This window comes from Geotoga petraea (assembly GCF_900102615.1).
GTDB lineage: Bacteria > Thermotogota > Thermotogae > Petrotogales > Petrotogaceae > Geotoga > Geotoga petraea.
In genome coordinates, this window is the sequence record NZ_FMYV01000002.1 from 62,740 (window position 1) to 82,295 (window position 19,556).

16 protein-coding genes and 1 tRNA gene are annotated in these 19,556 nt (G+C 28.7%); 4 read left to right on the forward strand and 13 right to left on the reverse strand.

The features are described 5' to 3' along the window. Window positions 1–3: 3 nt before the first annotated feature. From BLS00_RS02600 to BLS00_RS02660, 13 genes are read right to left on the reverse strand one after another with little or no spacing between them, the layout of a single operon-like run. Window positions 4–750, reverse strand: a complete 747-nt coding sequence (locus BLS00_RS02600; protein ID WP_091402584.1) for a GGDEF domain-containing protein — start codon at window positions 748–750, stop codon at window positions 4–6. After that, complete coding sequence (locus BLS00_RS02605; protein ID WP_091402586.1) at window positions 750–2,072, reverse strand: nicotinate phosphoribosyltransferase; 1,323 nt, start codon at window positions 2,070–2,072, stop codon at window positions 750–752. The genes BLS00_RS02600 and BLS00_RS02605 overlap by 1 nt, the downstream gene beginning before the upstream one ends. Then, the gene (locus tag BLS00_RS02610) at window positions 2,069–2,527 is read right to left on the reverse strand and encodes a methylated-DNA--[protein]-cysteine S-methyltransferase (protein WP_091402588.1); all 459 of its coding nucleotides are present in this window, start codon (window positions 2,525–2,527) and stop codon (window positions 2,069–2,071) included. The genes BLS00_RS02605 and BLS00_RS02610 overlap by 4 nt, the downstream gene beginning before the upstream one ends. Next, on the reverse strand, window positions 2,524–6,051 hold the full coding sequence (gene smc / locus BLS00_RS02615; protein ID WP_091402590.1) for a chromosome segregation protein SMC: 3,528 nt from the start codon (window positions 6,049–6,051) through the stop codon (window positions 2,524–2,526). Before smc ends, BLS00_RS02610 begins: the two co-directional genes overlap by 4 nt. A 1-nt stretch (window position 6,052) precedes the next feature. Next, window positions 6,053–6,706 (reverse strand): uracil-DNA glycosylase, encoded by a 654-nt coding sequence (locus BLS00_RS02620; RefSeq protein WP_311044511.1) that lies wholly within the window; start codon window positions 6,704–6,706, stop codon window positions 6,053–6,055. An 8-nt stretch (window positions 6,707–6,714) separates the two neighbouring features. Next, window positions 6,715–10,212 carry an LptF/LptG family permease gene (locus BLS00_RS02625; protein WP_167848956.1) on the reverse strand — a complete coding sequence of 1,166 codons (3,498 nt, stop codon included), beginning with the start codon at window positions 10,210–10,212 and terminating at the stop codon, window positions 6,715–6,717. Next, window positions 10,209–10,961: a phosphate signaling complex PhoU family protein gene (locus BLS00_RS02630; protein ID WP_091402594.1), complete on the reverse strand. Its 753-nt coding sequence runs from the start codon at window positions 10,959–10,961 to the stop codon at window positions 10,209–10,211. The genes BLS00_RS02625 and BLS00_RS02630 overlap by 4 nt, the downstream gene beginning before the upstream one ends. Window positions 10,962–10,964: 3 nt before the next feature. Next, on the reverse strand, window positions 10,965–11,789 hold the full coding sequence (locus BLS00_RS02635) for an NAD(+)/NADH kinase (protein WP_091402596.1): 825 nt from the start codon (window positions 11,787–11,789) through the stop codon (window positions 10,965–10,967). A gap of 4 nt (window positions 11,790–11,793) precedes the next feature. Further along, the gene (locus BLS00_RS02640; RefSeq protein ID WP_091402597.1) at window positions 11,794–12,090 is read right to left on the reverse strand and encodes a YggT family protein; all 297 of its coding nucleotides are present in this window, start codon (window positions 12,088–12,090) and stop codon (window positions 11,794–11,796) included. An 11-nt stretch (window positions 12,091–12,101) separates the two neighbouring features. Continuing rightward, window positions 12,102–12,767, reverse strand: coding sequence for a YggS family pyridoxal phosphate-dependent enzyme (locus BLS00_RS02645; protein WP_091402599.1), 666 nt, complete (start codon window positions 12,765–12,767; stop codon window positions 12,102–12,104). After that, a complete protein-coding gene (gene ruvB / locus BLS00_RS02650; RefSeq protein WP_091402600.1) occupies window positions 12,760–13,797 on the reverse strand; it encodes a Holliday junction branch migration DNA helicase RuvB in 1,038 nt (345 codons plus the stop codon). Before ruvB ends, BLS00_RS02645 begins: the two co-directional genes overlap by 8 nt. Window positions 13,798–13,813: 16 nt before the next feature. Beyond that, complete coding sequence (gene asnS / locus BLS00_RS02655; RefSeq protein ID WP_091402602.1) at window positions 13,814–15,118, reverse strand: asparagine--tRNA ligase; 1,305 nt, start codon at window positions 15,116–15,118, stop codon at window positions 13,814–13,816. 15 nt (window positions 15,119–15,133) lie between these two features. Then, window positions 15,134–16,042, reverse strand: coding sequence for an HD-GYP domain-containing protein (locus BLS00_RS02660; protein ID WP_091402603.1), 909 nt, complete (start codon window positions 16,040–16,042; stop codon window positions 15,134–15,136). 137 nt (window positions 16,043–16,179) lie between these two features. On the opposite strand from BLS00_RS02660, the gene BLS00_RS02665 reads away from it, so the two are divergent. The 4 genes from BLS00_RS02665 to BLS00_RS02680 all read left to right on the forward strand — a co-directional run bounded on the left by BLS00_RS02665 (window position 16,180) and on the right by BLS00_RS02680 (window position 19,554). Then, window positions 16,180–16,254: transfer RNA gene (locus BLS00_RS02665), tRNA-Thr, on the forward strand. A 25-nt stretch (window positions 16,255–16,279) separates the two neighbouring features. Continuing rightward, window positions 16,280–17,200 (forward strand): tRNA lysidine(34) synthetase TilS, encoded by a 921-nt coding sequence (gene tilS, locus BLS00_RS02670; protein WP_091402605.1) that lies wholly within the window; start codon window positions 16,280–16,282, stop codon window positions 17,198–17,200. A 5-nt stretch (window positions 17,201–17,205) separates the two neighbouring features. Beyond that, window positions 17,206–19,083, forward strand: a complete 1,878-nt coding sequence (ftsH, locus tag BLS00_RS02675) for an ATP-dependent zinc metalloprotease FtsH (protein ID WP_143012934.1) — start codon at window positions 17,206–17,208, stop codon at window positions 19,081–19,083. A gap of 48 nt (window positions 19,084–19,131) precedes the next feature. Continuing rightward, window positions 19,132–19,554 (forward strand): thioesterase family protein, encoded by a 423-nt coding sequence (locus BLS00_RS02680; RefSeq protein ID WP_091402606.1) that lies wholly within the window; start codon window positions 19,132–19,134, stop codon window positions 19,552–19,554. Window positions 19,555–19,556: the final 2 nt, after the last annotated feature.

Genomic DNA, 19,556 nt, shown 5'->3' on the forward strand with positions numbered 1-19,556 from the left:
CTCCTAAAGAAAATCTATTTCTCCATTATTTCCCTCTGATATATATAAAGCTTTTTTTAATCTTTCCATTATTTCATCTATGGATTCTTGTGGGTCAGAAACTTGAGTTATTCCAAAAGCAAGATTCACATCAAAGTTTATATTTTTTATCTTGGATACCCTTCTTTTAATTCTTTCACAAGCTATTTCAGCATTTCTCAATTCTGTGTTTGGAAGCATTATTCCAAATTCTTTTCGAGATATTTTCATTACTTCATCAGTTTTTCTGGTTGATACTTTTATCATTTTTAGTATTTCTTTTACTGTATCATCAATGTTTATGTTAGACAAATAGTTTTTAAATTTGTAAAAATCCATAATAGATACATAAGCTAAGGAAAAAGAACCGCCATTTCTGTTGATCTTATCTAATTCATTTTGGATTCTTAATTTAAAGGCTCCTTTACTACCTCTTGACATAACAAAATAAATTGCATTTTGAATAGAAATTCTGATTAAGTCTTTGTCAAAAGATGAAAGGATAAAACCTATTCCGTCATATTTAAATAATATTTTACTGTTTATTTCTTCTATATTTTCTTTTACTACAATATGCGGAAAAGAATAATTCAATTCTTCATTGGTTATAGCAAAATCAGAATTAAAAATGTCTTTTTCCTCTATAGATATGTTGTTTTCGTTTAGTACCTCTAAAACTATAGGTTTAATTACATGATCGATGTTCAAATAGCATGAATAAATTGATTTCATTATGCATCATCCTTTTTGACAGCCCAATACTCTTTTGGAACTTTAGTTAGTCTTGAGTAATCTCCTTTTTCCCTTCCGAATTTGGCACAAGGTTTGTTGTTTACTTCAACAATATCTGCTGTAAAATCTACTTTAGTTTTCAATAAGGATGAGCCAACCCCATAAAGATCTACTGGTACATCAAGCATTTCAAATAATTTAATTTTTTCTTCGTTAAATCCACCAGAAACCATTATTTTTAAATCTTTTAAACCATTTTTATCAAATATTTTTCTTGCCTTCCACACTAATTCTGGATTAACCCCTAATGAATTTTTGTCCCTTGGAGTTACCGATTTATCTCTTAATTGTCCTGAAGTATCGAATCTAACACCCCATATTTTGCCTTTACCAGAACCAATTATCTCAGAAGGGTCTGTGTGTCCTTCAATGAATTTTTCGCCCTTCATATATTCATAAAAATTTTTAATGACGTCAAAGGTAGTTTCGACAACATCATTGTCCCAATCAACTAAAACAAGCCTATTAATTTCGGGTTTAATATGTTTGTCAAATGCAATTGCGGCATCAGCTGTGCTACCGTCATAAGAAGCAATTAAGGCATGAGGAATTGTTCCCATAGATTCTATACCCCAATAATCAGCATTAGCATCAGTAGAAACACCAAAAGCTCCAGCTTTCAATGCAGCATAACCATCGGTTGTTTGAACCCAAAAATGATCAAATCTTGCACTAAAAAATGTTATAGGTTTTCCATTTGCTGCTTCAACAACTTTTTTTGTTGATGTGGCTGTACTTGTGGCCCTTGATAAAACACCAAGAAGCAAAGTCTCAAGATGGCCAAAGTATTTAGGATTACCTTCTATCACTAATACTGGTTCCATGTTATTTGCTCTATCCCCATCATATAAAGCTTTGATGTTTATGTCATTCCATTTGTCAACCCATAGTTCGTTTAGTTTCATTCTAAGATCCCATTTTTTTGATGTTACATTTAGTAGGTCTTCCTTATCCATTCTACTGGCGGCATCCTGTAAATTTTTTTCTAATTTTAAAATTTGGTTGAATATATTTTCAGCCTTTTCTTCATCTTTATAATATCCTGTTCCATATTTTAATATTGCCAAGGCTTCGTCTATTCCAACTATTACAGAATCTTTTCTTGGGAAAAACTGATAAATAACATTAATATCTTTTTTATCTTTTTTAAGTACTTCAACAAACCGAGTAAAGTATTTGTCTGTGTAGTAGCCCATACGAACTTTATCAATTGGGACTTTGAATAGATTTGGATGTAGCCTTTTATATTTTGATTGTTTCATCTTATCACCTCAATTTTTTCATTTTCAATTAGAGCTTTTTTCCATTCAGGACCATTTCCAAAATTTCCAAGTGTGCCATCGCTTTTGATTACCCGATGACATGGGATTATCACTGGTAGTGTATTATTTTTCATCAATGTACCTACCGCTCTATAAGCTTTTTTGTTTGTAACTCTATTTGTTAATTGTTTATAACTAATAGTTTCACCAAAGTTTGTATTATATAACTCCAGATAAACTTTTTTTGCAAATTCAGTTTTCCCTGGATTTACAAAATATTTTAAGGGGATTTTTTTATTATATTTGATTAGCTCGTCAAATAGTGTATAAAAAAAATCTTTCTCTTCATTAATTTTGCCAGTTTTCTCATTTTTAATTTCTATTTTATAAAATTTGTTGTCTTTTATTGTGATATCAAAATGACCTTTGTAAAAAGGATATTTTATTTTTCTCATGCTTGTAACTCCTTGAAATCAACAGGGACAACTCTTGTTATACCACCTTTCATTGTAATTCCGTGGAATACATCTGCAATTTCCATGACCAATTTGTTGTGCGTTATCATCAAAAATTGCGATTTTTCAGCGTTGTCGTTTATTAATTCAGAAATTTTACTGGCATTTATGTCATCTAACGGAGCGTCAATTTCATCTAATATGTAAAAAGGACTGGGGTTTAGTGACATCATTGCAAAAAGAAATGCTATAGCTATCAAAGCTTTTTCTCCCCCAGAAAACAAGGAAAGTTTTTGAAATTTTCTTCCTGATTTTTTTACTGAAATTTGAATACCTTTTTCAAAAGAAAAACCTTCTCCAATCAGCCGCAATTCACCATATCCATTTGGAAATAGAGATTGTATATATTTACCAAACTCTTCATTCAAAGCAGCATGAAAGTTTGAGTATTTATTTTCTGCAAATTCATCAAGTTGATTTATTGAATTTTTAAGAGAGGTTATGGATTCTTCAATATCTTCTTTTTCTTCTTTTTTAGAATTGTATTCTTCATTCACTTCGTTGTATTCTTCTAATACAGTTAAGTCAACAGAACCCAAATTTTTTAGTTTTTGTTGTAGTTCATCAAAGTTAAATTTTAAAGATTTAATTTCATCATCTGATAATTCTTTAATTTCAAATTCATCTTCTGAAATATCAACATTTTCAGCTCTTTCTATCAAATATTGCCTTTCATTTTTTAAGTTTTCAATTTTATGTTTCAACTCTTGGTTATTATTATTTATTTCAGATAACTTGTCTTTTAACTCGTTTTTTTCATTTTCTTTTTGTTCTAACTTATTGAATTTCTCATTTTTCCCAATTCGAGAGTTTTTCATTTTTTCGAATATGTTTGTTATTTCGTTGTTTAAAGAGTTGTATTCATTTTCAGAATCTTTTAAATTTTGTTCGCTTTTTTCTTTTTCTTCTCTCTTTTTTTTGTAAAGATATTGATTTTCATCGAATTTGTCTCTCAGAGTGTTTAGATTATCCAATATTTCTCTTTTTTGCTTTGTATAAAATTCAAATTTTTCTTGGAAATTTTTCTTTTCCATATTTAATTCAGCTATTTTTAAGTTGATCTCATTTAATTCTTCTTTTTCAACGATATTTTCTTTTTCTATTTTAGACAGTTGATTTTTACTCTTTTCAATAGTTTTTTTGTTTACATCTAATACAGTTTGAATTTCTTTTACACGATCACTATTATTTTTTATTTGATCTTTGTATAGAGAAATTCTTTCATCTGTCTTTTTAAGAGTTTCTTTAAGTTCTTTTTTTCTATTTACATTTGAAGTATATTTGTTATTTTTTAGGTCTTTTTCTATCATTAGCTGGTTTATATTTTCATTGATTTCTTCTAATTCGTTCTTCTTTTCTTTAATATCTATGATCATTTTGGATACTTTTTCTTGTAAATATTTTATATTTTCTTTAGCCTCATCTATCTCAATATCAAGTTCAAAAATTCTATTTTTCCTTTTTATAATAGTTGCCGAATAATCGTTTTTGACTCTTCCACCTGTTATAGCTCCATATCCAGATATAAGCTCTCCGCCAAGAGTTACTATATTGCCTCTAAATGAAGATTTTGAAATTTTAATGGCATTATTAAGCTCATCAACCAAGAGAACGTTAGAAAAGACGTATTTCATTATTTTTTCGTATTTTTTATCAAAATCAATAGTATTAATTAAATAGTCTATCACACCTGGTTCATTTAAAATTTTCTGTGAATATGTGCTTTTTGGGTTCAAGATATCTATTGATAAGAAGGTGATCTTTCCGTAAGAATTAGATTTCAAATAGTCAATATATTCTCTCGTTTTTTTAGAACTTTTAATAACTACATTTTGGAGCTTCCCACCAACAGAAGATGAAACAGCTTCTTCAAATTTTTGGTCAACATTGAAAAGATTAGCTACAACATCTATAACGTTATCATCACTTGAAAATTTTGTAAAAAAATCTTGTACAACCTTTGCAAATCCCTCGTAGTGATTGATTTGAGTTAGCAAAATATTTTTTTCATGATTTAAACTGGAAATTTTTTTCTTGTTATTTTCTATCTCTTCTATGTATAAATCATAATTTTCTTTCATTTTTTTCAAAGAATTGACAATTTCTTGCTTATCATTATATAATTGTTTTTCTTTTTCATTACTTTCAGAAAGCGTGTATTCAATCTCTTCAATTACTTTATCTAAAGAGACTAATTCTTTGTTTAATTTTAAAGATTCATCGTTAAGGTAATTTAACCTTTCATCTTTAGCTTCATTTTCATTTAATTTTTGATTTTTTTCTTTTATTAAATCGTTATTTTCTTTTTCTAACCTATTAATTATAGAGTTTAGTTCATGTAGTTTATTTTCTTCATCATTTATAGTTTTTTTGATTTTTTCTTTGTTCTCTGTTTCTTTTTCAAGATTAATAGTTAATTCTTTTAAATCTTTTTCATACTTATTTTTTAAAGTGCTCGTTTCTTCTAACTTGAATTCTGATTGTTTTATCTTTTCTTTTGTGTCCTCGATTTGCCAATCTATATTTATTATTTCTGTACTTAAATCATTTGTTTTTTTTGTTAGTATTTCTTTTTCATTTTCAATTACAGAGATTCTCTCTCTATAATTGTCTATCAAATCAGAGTTTTTGGCTATTGTTTCGTCAAAATTAGTTATTTCTTCTTTTAAAGATTTGTATTCCCTCTCGACTTCAAAAGATTTTCTCAAAATATTATTTCTATATTCTTGATTTTCTTGTATTTTTTCTTCAGAATATTTAATTGATTTATTAATTTTATTTCTTTGAGCACCAAAGTACTTTTTCCCTATTACTTTTATCTCTTCTTTGTACTTTAAATAACTTTTTGCCCTACCAGCCCTGTTAGAAAGAGATCTTAGCCTTCTTTCAGTAACAAATAATAAATCTTCCAACCTTTCAAGATTTTCACTGGTTTTTTCTAATAGTTTTAAGGTGTTTTCTTTTTTAGTAATGTATTCTCCTATATCTGAAGCATCTAAAATTATTTGTCTTAACTGTTCTGGGGAAGAATTTACTATTTCACTAACTTGTCCTTGTGAAATTATTGAATAAAATTGTTTTCCAACACCCTTGTTAGAAAAAATATCATGTATATCTTTTAATGTACAGATTTTATTATTGATATAGTATTTATTAGAAGAATTTTTTTCATATTTTTTTGCTATTTTAATTATTTCTTTGTTATCAGCTTCAAAAATCATTTCAACTTTTGCGTAATTAGAAGCTTTTTTTGTATCTGTGCCGGCGAAAACGACATCATTTGAATCTGATATTCTCATCTGTTTACCAGATTGCTCACCTAATAACCACCTTATGGCATCAACTATATTTGATTTGCCAGAACCATTTGGACCCACTATTGCGATAATGTTTTTATCCAAGTTAAAAATAGTTTTTTTAGCAAAACTTTTAAATCCCTCTACCTCCAAAGATAACATTTTCATTTTAAATGCCCCCGGACTCTTTCATCCTACTGTTTATCGCCGAAACAACTTCATTTATATTTTTACCCTTTTGAAGGGCCCTAAACATTACCCCAATTGCTCTCATATCCATGTAAGAATACCATCTTGGTGAACCTTTTTCCATGGAGTGATTTCTCAAAAGATAACTTGGGTGAAAAGTTACAAATGTTTTTATATTTCCATACCAATCGTAGAATTTTCCTCTTGATTCGCTAATTTTCTTTTTGTTTGTAAAATATGACATTGAAGTTGCGCCTAAAGTTACTATTACTTTTGGTTTAATAACTAACATTTGAGATTCAAGGTATTGAATACAAGATTTCATTTCATCATCAGTAGGAACTCTGTTTTTGGGAGGTCTACATTTCACAATATTTGATATATATATATCATTTCTATTTATACCTGCCCAATCTTTAAGCATTTTATCTAACAGCTTGCCTGCTCTGCCGACAAAGGGTCTGCCTGATGAATCTTCATCTGCGCCAGGACCTTCACCAATAAAAACTAAAGGAGAATCAACATTTCCTTCTCCGGGTACAACATTATTTCTTGTTAAATGCAAAGAACATTTTTCACATTTTGAAATAGTTTTTTTTATAGCTTCAAGTTCTGTATTTTTATTTATAATTATTCACTCCTTTACATTAATCCAAATTCAAATCCTTGATCACTATATTTTACATTTTTATCTGGTATATAGTTAATAAAAAAAGTAAAAGAAAATCCAGAAACTTTAAAATTGGGAAGTAGCGTTAAAGCTGGGTCATTCGTATTATTAGGGCTATATGCTTTTAGATTTAATGTCCAACAAACTATTTTTTTCTGTATTTCAAAAACATCAAAAGAAAAATCTTTGGTTATGCCATTATACTTTATCCCAAACTTTCCAAATTCTGACTCATCAGAATTTTCAATTTGTATAGAACTTTTAGTTTCTTTTTCTTCAATATAATGTTCAAGGTCTAATTCAACAAAAAACTGAGAATTTTGTTGAATAAATTTATTCTCTGTTTTAATATGATTGTATTGGTCATTTATTAAAAGTGATCCATTTAGTTTATTATTGTTAAAATAAAAATTGTAGTTTGCCTCTATTTTAGGTATTTTTTCTTTCCACAAACTTTTTGAAAGAAAATAATCATAATCGATTTGAATCTTATTTCGTGAAAATTTAAAGGTTTCAGTATTTTCTAAGTATTCTATTTTGGGTTCTTCTTGATGTTTGATTTCAAATTTAGTTTTATGATCATAAGAGTAAATAGAATTAGATATCTCAATGCTTGTTTTTTCTAGTTTTATATTTTCATCATCTTCAACGTCAAATTTTGTATCTGTTTTTATTCTATGTCTTGTGTTTAAAATACTTAGCTCTGTTTTTGTATTTATATTTAGACTATCTAAATCAAATCTATCCAAAAAAGATAAATGTAGATCTTCATTTTTATATAAAAAATTTCTTTCTAACAAAATTGAATTTTTAAGATTATTATTCAATATATTTAAATCATATCCAATAAAGTCGCCATAACTAATCTGGTCAGTGGCAGAAGGAGTTAAATTGTTTTCAAAAACTTTTCTAAAGTTCAAATAAGTTCCGGCCTTAAAAATATTATATTTAAAATCAATTTGGGGTTTTACATTTAAATCAAAATATGTTTTTCCAAAAGAATATTCGCTTTGTTCAATAAGATCTAATTTATGATTAAAATTACTTGTGAAATTTATATAATTATCTAAATTAAAATCATTTATATTATAAGAAAAAGCATTATATTTATAATTAAACTTATTATTGCTTTCTAATCTATCTTGAGTGACTTTTGTTGCTACTTTAGTCCTGTCATAATTAAAGTTACCAGATAATGAACTGTTATTTGAATAAAGATTGTATTTTCCTTCAAGTTCTGTATTTGATATTCTATTTTGCCAAATTTCAACTATATCGTTTTTTGCATTTGAATTTTCAGCAGATTTTGCATTAAAATCTAAATCACTGATTGATATTATTGACCTTTTATATTTTTTTTGAAATGCGTCAGTTGAAAGACTATAAAACTCAACAAAGTCAATTGTCCTTTCTTTCCAAATTATTTGAGATTTTATATCTTCTATTGTACCGTAGTTTGTTTTTAATTCTGGAATATTCAAACTTATTTGTTGTTTATTAGAGCTGGGAGAATGTTGGGCTTTGAGGTTGCCATCAAAATCAAAATCATATTGTAATCCTAAAGAAGTTAAAGTTTCGTTGTATAAATTTGAAAAAATAGAGAACTCACCATTTAAAAAAGGAAATCCATAATTAAAAGACGAACTTTGATCAAAAGAATTTTTTTCTAAGTCATTTATGATTTCATAATTAAATTTTAATTTTGAATTATTTTCAAAAGTATAATTTATTCCCACATTTACGTTGATCTTATTATCTTCGTATTTTAGCACTAATTTTAGTGGTTCATCTTCATCTTCAGCAAGACTCTGAAAATAAAAAGGGAAGTAAAACACTGGCATTCCAAAAAAATCTAATACAACATCTCTTGCTATTAAAAATTTTTTTGGAAAAACAGTAACTTTCCTGGCACTCATATAATAGGTAATATTGTCTTCACAAGTTGTCAATTTGATTCTGTTTGAAAATATTATATCGTCGTTGATTGGTTTTTCCGTCTCTTCAGACCAAATTCTAACAGACACTTTTTCATTGTCTTTATACTTTTGAATAGTATAAGAATTTAAAAATAAAGCTGTATCGGTTTCATAATTTATAGTCATTTGAGATGCTTCAATAGTGTTTTTTTCATATTGATATTTTACTCCATTGGTTAATTCTGCAAATTTTACTGTATTGTCTTCTCTAAGTACAATTTTCCCGCTTCCAGCATCTACTATGGTGTCTTGATAGTTTATCGTCAAAGTCGAGTCTATTGTAATTGTGTTATTAAAAATATTGAAGTCATTAGCTTTTATATTAACTTTTTCAGAATAACCAGTGCTCCCGATTGAAAAAATAAAAACAACAATAGCGATGGAGAAGAATTTTTTTAATGGCTCTGTTACTTTATAAGATATTTTAGTATCTAACAATATAAATAGCAATATACCTATGGAACCAAAGAGTATATTTGGTAGCCAGGAAGCTAAAACAGGGTTAACAATTTCTTCCTTACCCAGAGCAGTTATCCAAGCTCCACTGCCTTGATATAAAACCACTAAAACAAATGTTGTTATAACACTCCATGATTTACTTTTAATATTTAAAAAAAGTGATAATGATATTCCTAAAATAGCAATTACTAAAGGTGCCAAAGAATTAGCAAACTTGTTGTGGTAAGAAACTATTAATCCAGAAACATTTGAGCCTAATTTAGAAAAGGTGATTATTTTTTCTTTTAATTCTCTCGTTGTCATTTCATTAGCCCCTTTTGAAAAGTTAATAAACTCTTCAACATCTGCGGCAATGTTTAGATCAAGAGAATCAAAAGAAACATCTAACTCTAAAAATCCATTATCTTTCATTTTATAAATTCTACCATTTTCCATTTTCCATCCATCTGGATATTTTTGCGCTCTTTCGGCGTGAAAAACTTTGACATTATCATAGGCTACTTCATATAAAAGGAGTTCATATAAAATACCAGTGTTTCTGTCCAATTCTTTAACAAACAAGTATCTATCATCACCAAGATCGACAAATTCATTGTCTTCTATAGTTGCCTCTGGTTTTTCATAAATGTATTTAGCCATGGCTTGTTTTGCTTTATAGTTTGAATTTGGCACCAGATTATCGTAAAGATAAAAAGTAAAAAGTGACAAAAAAATTGATATCAAAAGAAATGGTATAACTATTTTTCTTGTTGGAACACCTAAAGTTTGCATTGCTATTAACTCATTATCATTAGTAAATCTTGATACTACCCAAAAGATAGAAAATAAAACACCTACAGGTATCCCCATTGAAATAAAGTATGGTAAGTTATACCATAACAATAGTAGTAATTTGTCAAAACCAACATGATTTTTTACTATAATTTCTGATAATTCGTATAAAAGCTGAACACTAACAAAAACAATAAAACCAAATAATCCCATAAAAAATGGAGCTGAAAATTCTTTGGTAATGTATTTGATTAAACGTTTCATAGTTCTTCCTCGTATGAGTAGAAATACTCTAAATCTTTCCCTCTGCATTTATATTTTGATCCGCTTAGTGCCCATATTACATTTTCTGATATATTAGTTGAAAAGTCGGCAAATTGTTCAATATTCGATAAAACATTTAAATGCAAATTAATTGTTTTCGTTTGTTCTTTTGATCTATACAAAATCTTTTTAAATGCTGATAGTAAAGAATTTACATCTTGATTCAAAAAGCAAATCTCTTTTGCCGATAAGAAAAAATTTTTTTGAGATTCTTCTTCAATTAGTTTTTGTATGTCTAAATTGACGAAATTTGATAATAATTTTAAAGAAAGGGTCAACATCTTTTGGCTTTGAGAAAAAATGTCCTCGAAGCTAAGCATATTAACTAATTGAGGGAGTTTAAGAATTTCAAGGTTTAATTTTGCGTTTTTTTCACAAAGATCTCCCATATTTTCAAAAATATAACTCATTTTTATTCCAAGCATGGTAGCTTTTAAATATACTCCTGTAAAATTTTGTGAGCCAAGCATAGATAAACCCTCATACTCTAATTTTGTTTCTAAAAAGTCTAACCTGTCATCTTGTTTAATAATTTCGTTACATAAGTTTTTATCCTTTTCAAAATAGGCATCTTTAAATTTGTAAAACATGCCTTGAACTATTCTTCCCATTTTTAAAACGTTGTTTAAATATATTTTTAAATTTTCTTTTTTAAAGTTGCTAATATCGTTTGATTTTTTATATTCCATCTGTTATTCAAACCTCCTACCGAAAGCGAGTTTTGAATTTAGTAATGTGAAGTAGTCATCATCGCATTGTTCTGCTAACTTAATTTTTTTCTCTGCCCCATTTACAGTTAAAGCCATTCCAGATTCTAATCTATGGATAATATCGCCATCACCTGTCACATAAGCAAATCCAGAGGCGATAGTTTTAATGTTTATGTTAATGTTCTTTTTTGTGGGAACTATTATAGGCCTTATGTTTAAAGCATGAGGAGCTAAAGGGATTAATTCAATTACTTCTAATGAAGGATGGATTATAGGTCCACCAGCTGATAATGAATAACCAGTTGAACCTGTTGGAGAAGAAACAATCACTCCATCTCCGAGAAATGAGTAAACTGTGTGATTTTCTATTTTTACTTCTAAATCAATGGTTCCCAATGGTTGACTTTTTTGGATTACAATGTCGTTCAATGCAGTGTACTTTTTACCGCTGATTGAACAATTTATTGCAAGTCTATCTGAGAATCTAAGTTTATTATTTATTATATCTCTAGCTGCTTTTTCAATTTGATCCTGTGAAAAAGCATTTAAAAAACCTAAATTACCGAGATTTATACCTATAATTGGTTTTTGATTTATAGCGGCCATTTCAGCTATTCTTAAAACTGTTCCATCACCACCAAGAACAACATAATAATCAGCACTCTCTGCGATATCTTCTTTTAATCCCGAGCCTGCTGATAAAATTTTTAATATTTGAATATTATATTTTTTAAAAACTGGATATATGGTTTTTTTAATTCTTTCAAGATCGATTTTAAAGGGGTTAAAAAATAAAATAATTTTCATTAAATCATCCCAATCTTGAAGCAATATCAAAGAGAGTTTGTATTAAAAACCTATCTAAAAATATTAACACAAGTATAGCGATAGCAGGAGAAAGATCAAAAGGTCCTGCATGAACAGGCAAATATCTTCTAATAGGATTTAATATGATGTCTGAAACTCCGTCAAAAAAAGCTCTTATTTTACTGTAATAGGGCACTAAAAAACTCATTATAACAGATATTATTATGCTAATCTGAAGAAAATTAATAGATATTCTTAGTATATAAGAAATTGCTTCTAAAAGATTTCCTATTGCAAACATATTATCACTTCCTAATAATTTCGTTTTCCGAAAATTTTTGAACCAATTCTAACAATAGTTGCTCCTTCTTCTAAAGCTATTTTAAAATCATTTGACATTCCCATAGAAAGTTCTTTTAAATCTTTGTATTCATCTTTTAATTCCTCTTTGAGATCCTTCAATTTTTTAAATGTACTTCTAATGATTTCTTCATTTTCTGTTAGTGGAGCCATTGTCATCAAGCCAACAACTCTTATATTTTCAAATTTTAACGAACTATTCAGCAAATTCTTGACAGAATTAATATTAATTCCTGACTTCGACTCTTCACCACTAACATTAACTTCGAGAAGAATTTGTTGTATTTTTCCGTTCTCTTTAGCTCTTTTATCTATTTCTTTCATTTCTTTTTCTCTATATACAGAATGGATTAAATCACATATAGGCACAATATATTTTATTTTATTGGTCTGTATTGAGCCAATAAAATGCCATTCAATTTTTTTGTTTTTTAAATTTTCGTATTTGTCTCTTAGTTCTTGGGCTTTACTTTCCCCAAAAATATTATGTCCTTCATTTAAAACTTCTAAAATATTTTCTTCAGGGAAAAATTTAGATACGACAACTAATTTTGCATTGGGATTAATAGAATTTATAATACTTTTTACATTTTTTAATCTATCTTTTATTTTATCCATTAGAATCACCCCATAAATTCAAATCTTTATGATTTTGAGACAATTTCAAATGTTTGTATGCTTTGTCTGTTGCCAATCGGCCTCTGTGTGTTCTAATAAGAAAACCGTTCTGTAATAAGTAGGGTTCATAAACTTCGCTTATTGTATCGCTTTCTATACCTAATGAACTACCCAACGCATTGATACCAACAGGTCCACCTTTATAATTTATTATAACAGTTTTTAAAATTTTTCTATCCATTTCATCTAAACCAAAATGATCTATTTCATATAACTTCATTGTCTCTTCTACATGTTCAATGTCTATTGTATCTTTTTCTTTTACTTGAACAAAATCTCTAACTCTTTTTAAAAGTCTGTTGGCAATTCTTGGAGTTCCTCTAGACCTTTGTGCAAGAAGTAAAGCAGCATCATCATTGATTTTTATATCTAATAAATCTGCAGACCTAACTATTATTTCTTTCAAGTCATCAGCAGGGTAAAAATCCATCTCTAAAATCAAACCAAATCTGCTTCTTAAAGGTGAGGCCAAAAGCCCCAGTCTGGTTGTTGCCCCAATAAGTGTGAAAGGTTGTAAATCTACTCTTATTGATCTTGCCGAAGGTCCTTTACCTATCATAATATCCAGTTGAAAATCTTCCATGGCAGAGTATAGAATTTCTTCAACAGACCTGTTCAGTCTGTGAATTTCATCTATAAACAATATGTCACCTGTTGATAGGTTTGTCAAAATTGCAGCCAAATCGCCAGCTCTTTCAAGTACAGGGCCACTTGTTATTTGAATATTTGACCCCATTTCATTTGCAATTACATTGGCCATAGTTGTTTTACCAAGGCCGGGGGGCCCTGCCAAAATTGTATGATCCAAATTTTCTTTTCTCAATTTTGCTGCGTCAATTGCGACATTCAGCTTTCTTTTTATAGTGTTTTGGCCAATATATTCATTTAAAAACTTAGGACGAAGGTTAACAATGTTAACCTCGTCCTGTTTATCTAAAGGGTTTAAAAGCCCTTTATCTTCAAATTCCATAAAAATCACTCCAAAATTAAGGGTACACTCTATATAATGTTCTTGGAAAAGGGATTGTTTCTCTTATGTGTTCTAATCCACAGATCCAGGCAACAGTTCTTTCAATTCCTAATCCAAAACCACTATGAGGTACACTACCAAATTTTCTTAAATCAAGGTACCACTGATAGTCATCTTTAGAAAGGTTTTCTTCTTCTAATCTTTTAAGAAGAACTTCTTCTTTCCAAATTCTTTCTGAAGCTCCAATAATTTCGCCATATCCTTCAGGAGCTAACATATCGTCACATAAAACGACTTCAGGATTTTGTGGATCAGGTTGCATGTAAAAAGCTTTAGCATGTTTTGGATATTTTTCTATTATAAGAGGCTTGTCATATTTAGAAGATAATTTTGTTTCGTGTTCGGCACCTAAGTCGTCTCCCCAATTAATATTATAACCTTGATTTTGTAGTACTTCAACTGCTTCTGTATAAGTGATTCTCGGGAATTCTCCATTAACAGCTTCCAGTTTGGAAATATCTCTTTCTAAAGCTTCTAAATCATCTCTAACATTTTCTAAAACAGATTTAACAATGTAGTTGACTAAATCGTTTTGGAGTTTTATATTATCTTCGTGTTCATAAAATGCTACTTCAGCTTCATTCATCCAGAATTCTATTAAATGTCTTCTTGTTTTTGATTTTTCAGCTCTAAAAGTAGGTCCTAAGTTAAAAACTTTCCCTAAGGACTGGCAAGCAGCTTCAAGATATAGTTGTCCTGTTTGAGCAAGATAAACTTTTCCATAATCAAAATATTCCATTTCAAAAGTGTTACCGGCTGATTCTCCAATAGAACCTGTGAAAATTGGTGTGTCTATTAAAGTAAAATCATTTTCCAAGTAAAACTCTCTTATAGCTTTAATAATTTGGTTTCTAACTCTCAATATATGAAATTGTTTTCTGGATCTTAACCATAAGTGCCTATTTTCCATAAGAAAGTCTATGCCATGCTCTTTATTAGAAATAGGATAATCTTCATTTGGCTCATGAATAATTTCAATTTTTTCAGCTAATATTTCAACACCAACAGGAGATCTGTCATCTTTCTTTACAGTTCCCTCTATTATCAAACTTGATTCATTTTTTAATTTTTTAATTTCATTAAAGAAATCTTCTCCAAGAACAGATTTTTCAGCTATAACTTGCACAAAACCATATCCATCTCTAATTTGTAAAAAAGCAATTTTTCCAGAAGATCGTTTGTTCCACATCCACCCTTTTAAAATTATTTTTTTGTCTAAATAGTCTTTTAGATCTTTTATATATACCCAACTAGAACTCATAGTACACCTCCGAATTTATATAAATTTGTTGTTTTTTAAATGCTCGCTTATAAAATTTAGAAACTCTTTGCTCAAAACTGGATCAAATATTATACCTGACTTTTTATCTATATATTTTATTGCATCTTGTATAGTCATCATACCTTCGAATTCTGATGAGGCAGTGTGGGTGGCAATATCAAACCAATCGACAATTCCTATAAACCTGGCTAAATAAGGAATATCTTCACCAGATAATCCATCAGGATAACCCGACCCATTCCAATTTTCATGATGACTTCTAATCACGGGAACTGTCCACCAAAGTTCGTCAAGAGAACTTAGAAATATAGAGCCTGTTACTGTGTGTTCCAAATCCCATGTTTCAAAATCGTTTATCCTTGTCGGGGTAAAAAGCATTAATTGCTCGATACCTATTCTGCCAATATCGTGCAACATTGCAAGTTCTTTAATTTTTGAAATTTTTTGTTGGTCCCATTTCAAATATTTTGCAAATTTTTCTGAATAATAAGCAACACGTTGTGAATGACTCATTTTTGTATCTTTATCTTCTACTTCCATTGTTATTACCAAAGCTTGTAAAAATTTTGAAATCTTCTTTGAAGTTTTTTCTGTAAAATCGAGAAATTCGAAAGGTCTACATCCTTTAAAAGAAGAAAAGGAATGAATAATTACTGTATCTAAAATATTTTCGAACTCACCAGAAATTTCTAATTTGGTATTTTTATCTTTAAAGAAAACTTTATTTTCATTTATATATATAGTTATTTTGTCAACAAAATTTTTTTTGGCGTCATTAGTTATGATAATGTCTGCTTTATCTATATCCTTTGTTGTTTTAAAGTTTTTTTTCTCAAAAGTATTTTTTATAATTAAAACTTGTTCTCCACTTAGTTTGTCTAAAAAGAAAACAGGAGCTAACATAATATCCACTCTCCTTTTTTAATATCATACTTATTATACTATAAAACATTTTTATAATGAAGAAATATAAAATTACATATATTTAAATAAATTTTTGAAATAAAAACAATATATAGTATAATTTACTTAGTAATTTAGCCGGTGTGGCTCAAAGGTAGAGCAACTCATTCGTAATGAGTAGGTTGGGGGTTCGATTCCCTTCACCGGCTCCAACGCTATTACAAATGGGAGTTAATCATGCTTAATGAATTTGAAAAGAAAATTTATAAATTTATAAAGAATTATAACATATATGAAAAATATGATAAAATATTATTAGCAATATCTGGTGGTAAAGATAGCATGAGTTTATTAAAAGTAATGTATAAAATATCTAAAATAATGAATTTAGAAATTGGAGTTGCACATTTTAACCATAAACTTAGAAAAGAGAGTGAAGAAGAGAAAATATTTGTTGAGGAAGAGGCAAAAAAATTAAAAATTAAATATTATTATGGTGAGGCAAATGAAAAAAATTATAAAAATATAGAATTATCTGCAAGGAACATGAGATATGATTTTTTGTTTGATATTGCAAAAAAAAACAACTATAATAAAATAGCAACGGCCCATCATATGAGTGATCTTGTAGAAACTATCATTTATAGGCTTTCCAGAGGAACTGGAATTTATGGTGTATCAGGTTTGTTGCCTATTAACGAAATGTTAACAAGGCCAATGTTAACTGTAACTTTGAAAGAGATAATAAATTATGTTACAATTGATAATGTTAAATATAAAATTGATAAATCCAATTTTGAAAATAATTATTCAAGAAATAGAATTAGAAATAAAATATTACCTGAATTAGAATTAATAAACGATAACTTTGAAAATAACTTTTTTAAATTTGCCAGAATTGCTTGGGAATATAGACAACAAGTAGAAAATGAATATTTAAAACGTATACATCAAAATGAAAACAAATTTTATTTTGATATAAAAAAAGATATTTTTGATGAAGAGGTTTTAAGATTATTCTTTCTTAGATGTAAACAATATCCACCCAATTATGAGGAGACTAAAAAAATTATCAAAATGGGGAGCAAAAAAAGCAAACAGTTTAAAGGTATAAAGATAGAAAAAAATAAAAATACTTTAATAATAGAAAGGGAGTAATAGTTTTGTCAGATGATAAAAACAATAAAAACAATAAGAATCAAAAAAGAATAAATCCGGTAATTATAGTAATTTACTTTATTATAGCAAGTATAATGGTTCTATCAATTTTTTTAATAAATAACAATTCTAATCAAAGTGAATTGACTTATGATCAGTTTTTACAAATGATAAACGAAGAAAGAGTTGCAAGTATGCAAGTAGAAAACACAGGAAGTATTAACTTAACAACTAAGGATGGAAGCGAATTTGAATTATATGCACCAAGAATATTACAAGAAAGAGAGTTTTTGTATGGTTTAGCAAACAAGGGTATAAATATTAAGTTTGTAGAGGGAATAGGGTCAAGCTGGTGGGTGAACCTTTTAACATACCTTTTGCCTATTGCATTTTTTATATTCTTGTGGATAATGATATTAAGGCCAAGAAACAGCGGCAATAGGGGAATTGGAGTTTCAAAAAGTCCTGCTAAAAAATACGATGTTAATAGACCTAAAGTAACGTTCAATGATGTTGCTGGTATTCAAGAGGCAAAAGAAGAATTAATTGATATAGTAAAATTTCTTAAAAATCCTGATTCTTTTAGTAAAATAGGTGCCAGGATGCCAAAAGGGTTGCTCTTGGTTGGTGAACCCGGTACTGGTAAAACATTGTTAGCACGAGCAGTTGCTGGCGAAGCAGGCGTGCCTTTTTACTTTATAAGTGGTTCTGATTTTGTTGAAATGTTTGTTGGAGTTGGAGCTTCAAGAGTTAGAGAACTATTTAAAGAAGCTAAAAAAGAAAAATCTGCCATAATTTTTATAGATGAAATTGATGCTGTCGGTAGGGCAAGAGGTGCCGGCTTGGGTGGTGGAAATGATGAAAGAGAACAAACTTTAAATTCACTTTTAGTAGAGATGGACGGTTTTGAAGTCAATTCAGGTATAGTAGTAATGGCTGCAACTAATAGACCGGATATACTTGATAGAGCTTTATTAAGGCCTGGAAGATTTGACAAAAAAATTATTATCGATAGACCAGATTTGGAAGGCAGAGAGGAAATCTTAAAAATACACATGAAAGGGAAAAAAATAGAACCGAATGTTGATGTGCACACTTTAGCACTTAGAACTCCTGGATTTGTTGGGGCAGATTTAGAAAATTTAATAAATGAAGCAGCCTTATTAGCTGCAGGAAATGGTAGAAAAACAATTAAAATGGAAGATTGTGAAGAAGCAATAGAGAGAGTAATAGCGGGGCCAGAAAGAAAATCAAGAATTATTTCTGAAAATGAAAGAAGAATTATAGCTTTTCATGAATTGGGACATGCGATTGTTGGGCATTTGCTTCCGAATGCAGATCCAGTTCACAAGGTTACTATAGTACCAAGGGGCCATTCGGCTTTAGGTTATACATTGCAAATTCCCGAGGAAGATAAATTTTTAACATCAAAATCAGAATTTTATGATCGAATAACTACAATGCTTGCAGGAAGAGCTTCTGAAGAATTATTTTTTAACGAAATTACCTCTGGAGCTGGGAATGATCTTAAAAGAGCCACTAAATTAGCAAAAGTAATGATTTTACAATTAGGTATGAGTAAAAAAATAGGTCCAATAGCCTGGGGAGAGGAAGAAGGAGAAGTTTTCCTTGGTAAGGACTTGGCTAAAACAAAAAATTACTCAGAAGATACAGCCGATGAAGTAGATTCTGAAATAAGAAAAATTATTAATGATTGTTATAAAATAGCTAAAGAAAAACTTGAGGAAAATAAAGAAAAAGTAGAGTATATAGCTGATATTCTTTTGAAAAAAGAAACAATATCAGGAGACGACTTAGAAGAATTAATGGAAAAAGAAGCTTACCAAATAAAATATATATATGAAACAAAATATAAAGTATAAAATAGTGACTTGAAAGATAATCAGCAAAAAATTTAAGGAGGGGGATGTATGAATAAAGATATTAATAACATTGTTGATAAAGAATACAATTTTAATTTTAAATTTAGCTCAGAAGATTTGATATGGTCTGAAGATGATGATTTATTAAACGATAAATTATTAAGTACTTCTTCGTTAATTGAAGAGATTCATAAAGCTGCTTTTGAAATATTATCGGATTATCTTGGAAATGATGAAACATCAGTAGTTTCAAATATAAAGCTAACACATCTTTCTCTAACTCCGTACGATACAAATGTTTATTTGAAAATTATTCCAGAAAAAATTATTAACAATAACATTTATTTTAAAGGTGAAGCTTTTGATGAAATAAATAAAATTGCTGAATTTAATTTAATTAGAACAGTTGTGTCAAAAAAATATTTAAAAAAACAAAAAGAAGAAAAAATAAAAACAATAAATAAAATTTAACC

Coding starts and splice junctions, on each gene's coding strand:
- BLS00_RS02600 (WP_091402584.1), bottom strand. CDS start 750: ATGAAATCAATTTATTCATGCTATTTGAACATCGATCATGTAATTAAA.
- BLS00_RS02605 (WP_091402586.1), bottom strand. CDS start 2,072: ATGAAACAATCAAAATATAAAAGGCTACATCCAAATCTATTCAAAGTC.
- BLS00_RS02610 (WP_091402588.1), bottom strand. CDS start 2,527: ATGAGAAAAATAAAATATCCTTTTTACAAAGGTCATTTTGATATCACA.
- smc (WP_091402590.1), bottom strand. CDS start 6,051: ATGAAAATGTTATCTTTGGAGGTAGAGGGATTTAAAAGTTTTGCTAAA.
- BLS00_RS02625 (WP_167848956.1), bottom strand. CDS start 10,212: ATGAAACGTTTAATCAAATACATTACCAAAGAATTTTCAGCTCCATTT.
- BLS00_RS02630 (WP_091402594.1), bottom strand. CDS start 10,961: ATGGAATATAAAAAATCAAACGATATTAGCAACTTTAAAAAAGAAAAT.
- BLS00_RS02635 (WP_091402596.1), bottom strand. CDS start 11,789: ATGAAAATTATTTTATTTTTTAACCCCTTTAAAATCGATCTTGAAAGA.
- BLS00_RS02640 (WP_091402597.1), bottom strand. CDS start 12,090: ATGTTTGCAATAGGAAATCTTTTAGAAGCAATTTCTTATATACTAAGA.
- BLS00_RS02645 (WP_091402599.1), bottom strand. CDS start 12,767: ATGGATAAAATAAAAGATAGATTAAAAAATGTAAAAAGTATTATAAAT.
- ruvB (WP_091402600.1), bottom strand. CDS start 13,797: ATGGAATTTGAAGATAAAGGGCTTTTAAACCCTTTAGATAAACAGGAC.
- asnS (WP_091402602.1), bottom strand. CDS start 15,118: ATGAGTTCTAGTTGGGTATATATAAAAGATCTAAAAGACTATTTAGAC.
- BLS00_RS02660 (WP_091402603.1), bottom strand. CDS start 16,042: ATGTTAGCTCCTGTTTTCTTTTTAGACAAACTAAGTGGAGAACAAGTT.
- tilS (WP_091402605.1), top strand. CDS start 16,280: ATGCTTAATGAATTTGAAAAGAAAATTTATAAATTTATAAAGAATTAT.
- BLS00_RS02680 (WP_091402606.1), top strand. CDS start 19,132: ATGAATAAAGATATTAATAACATTGTTGATAAAGAATACAATTTTAAT.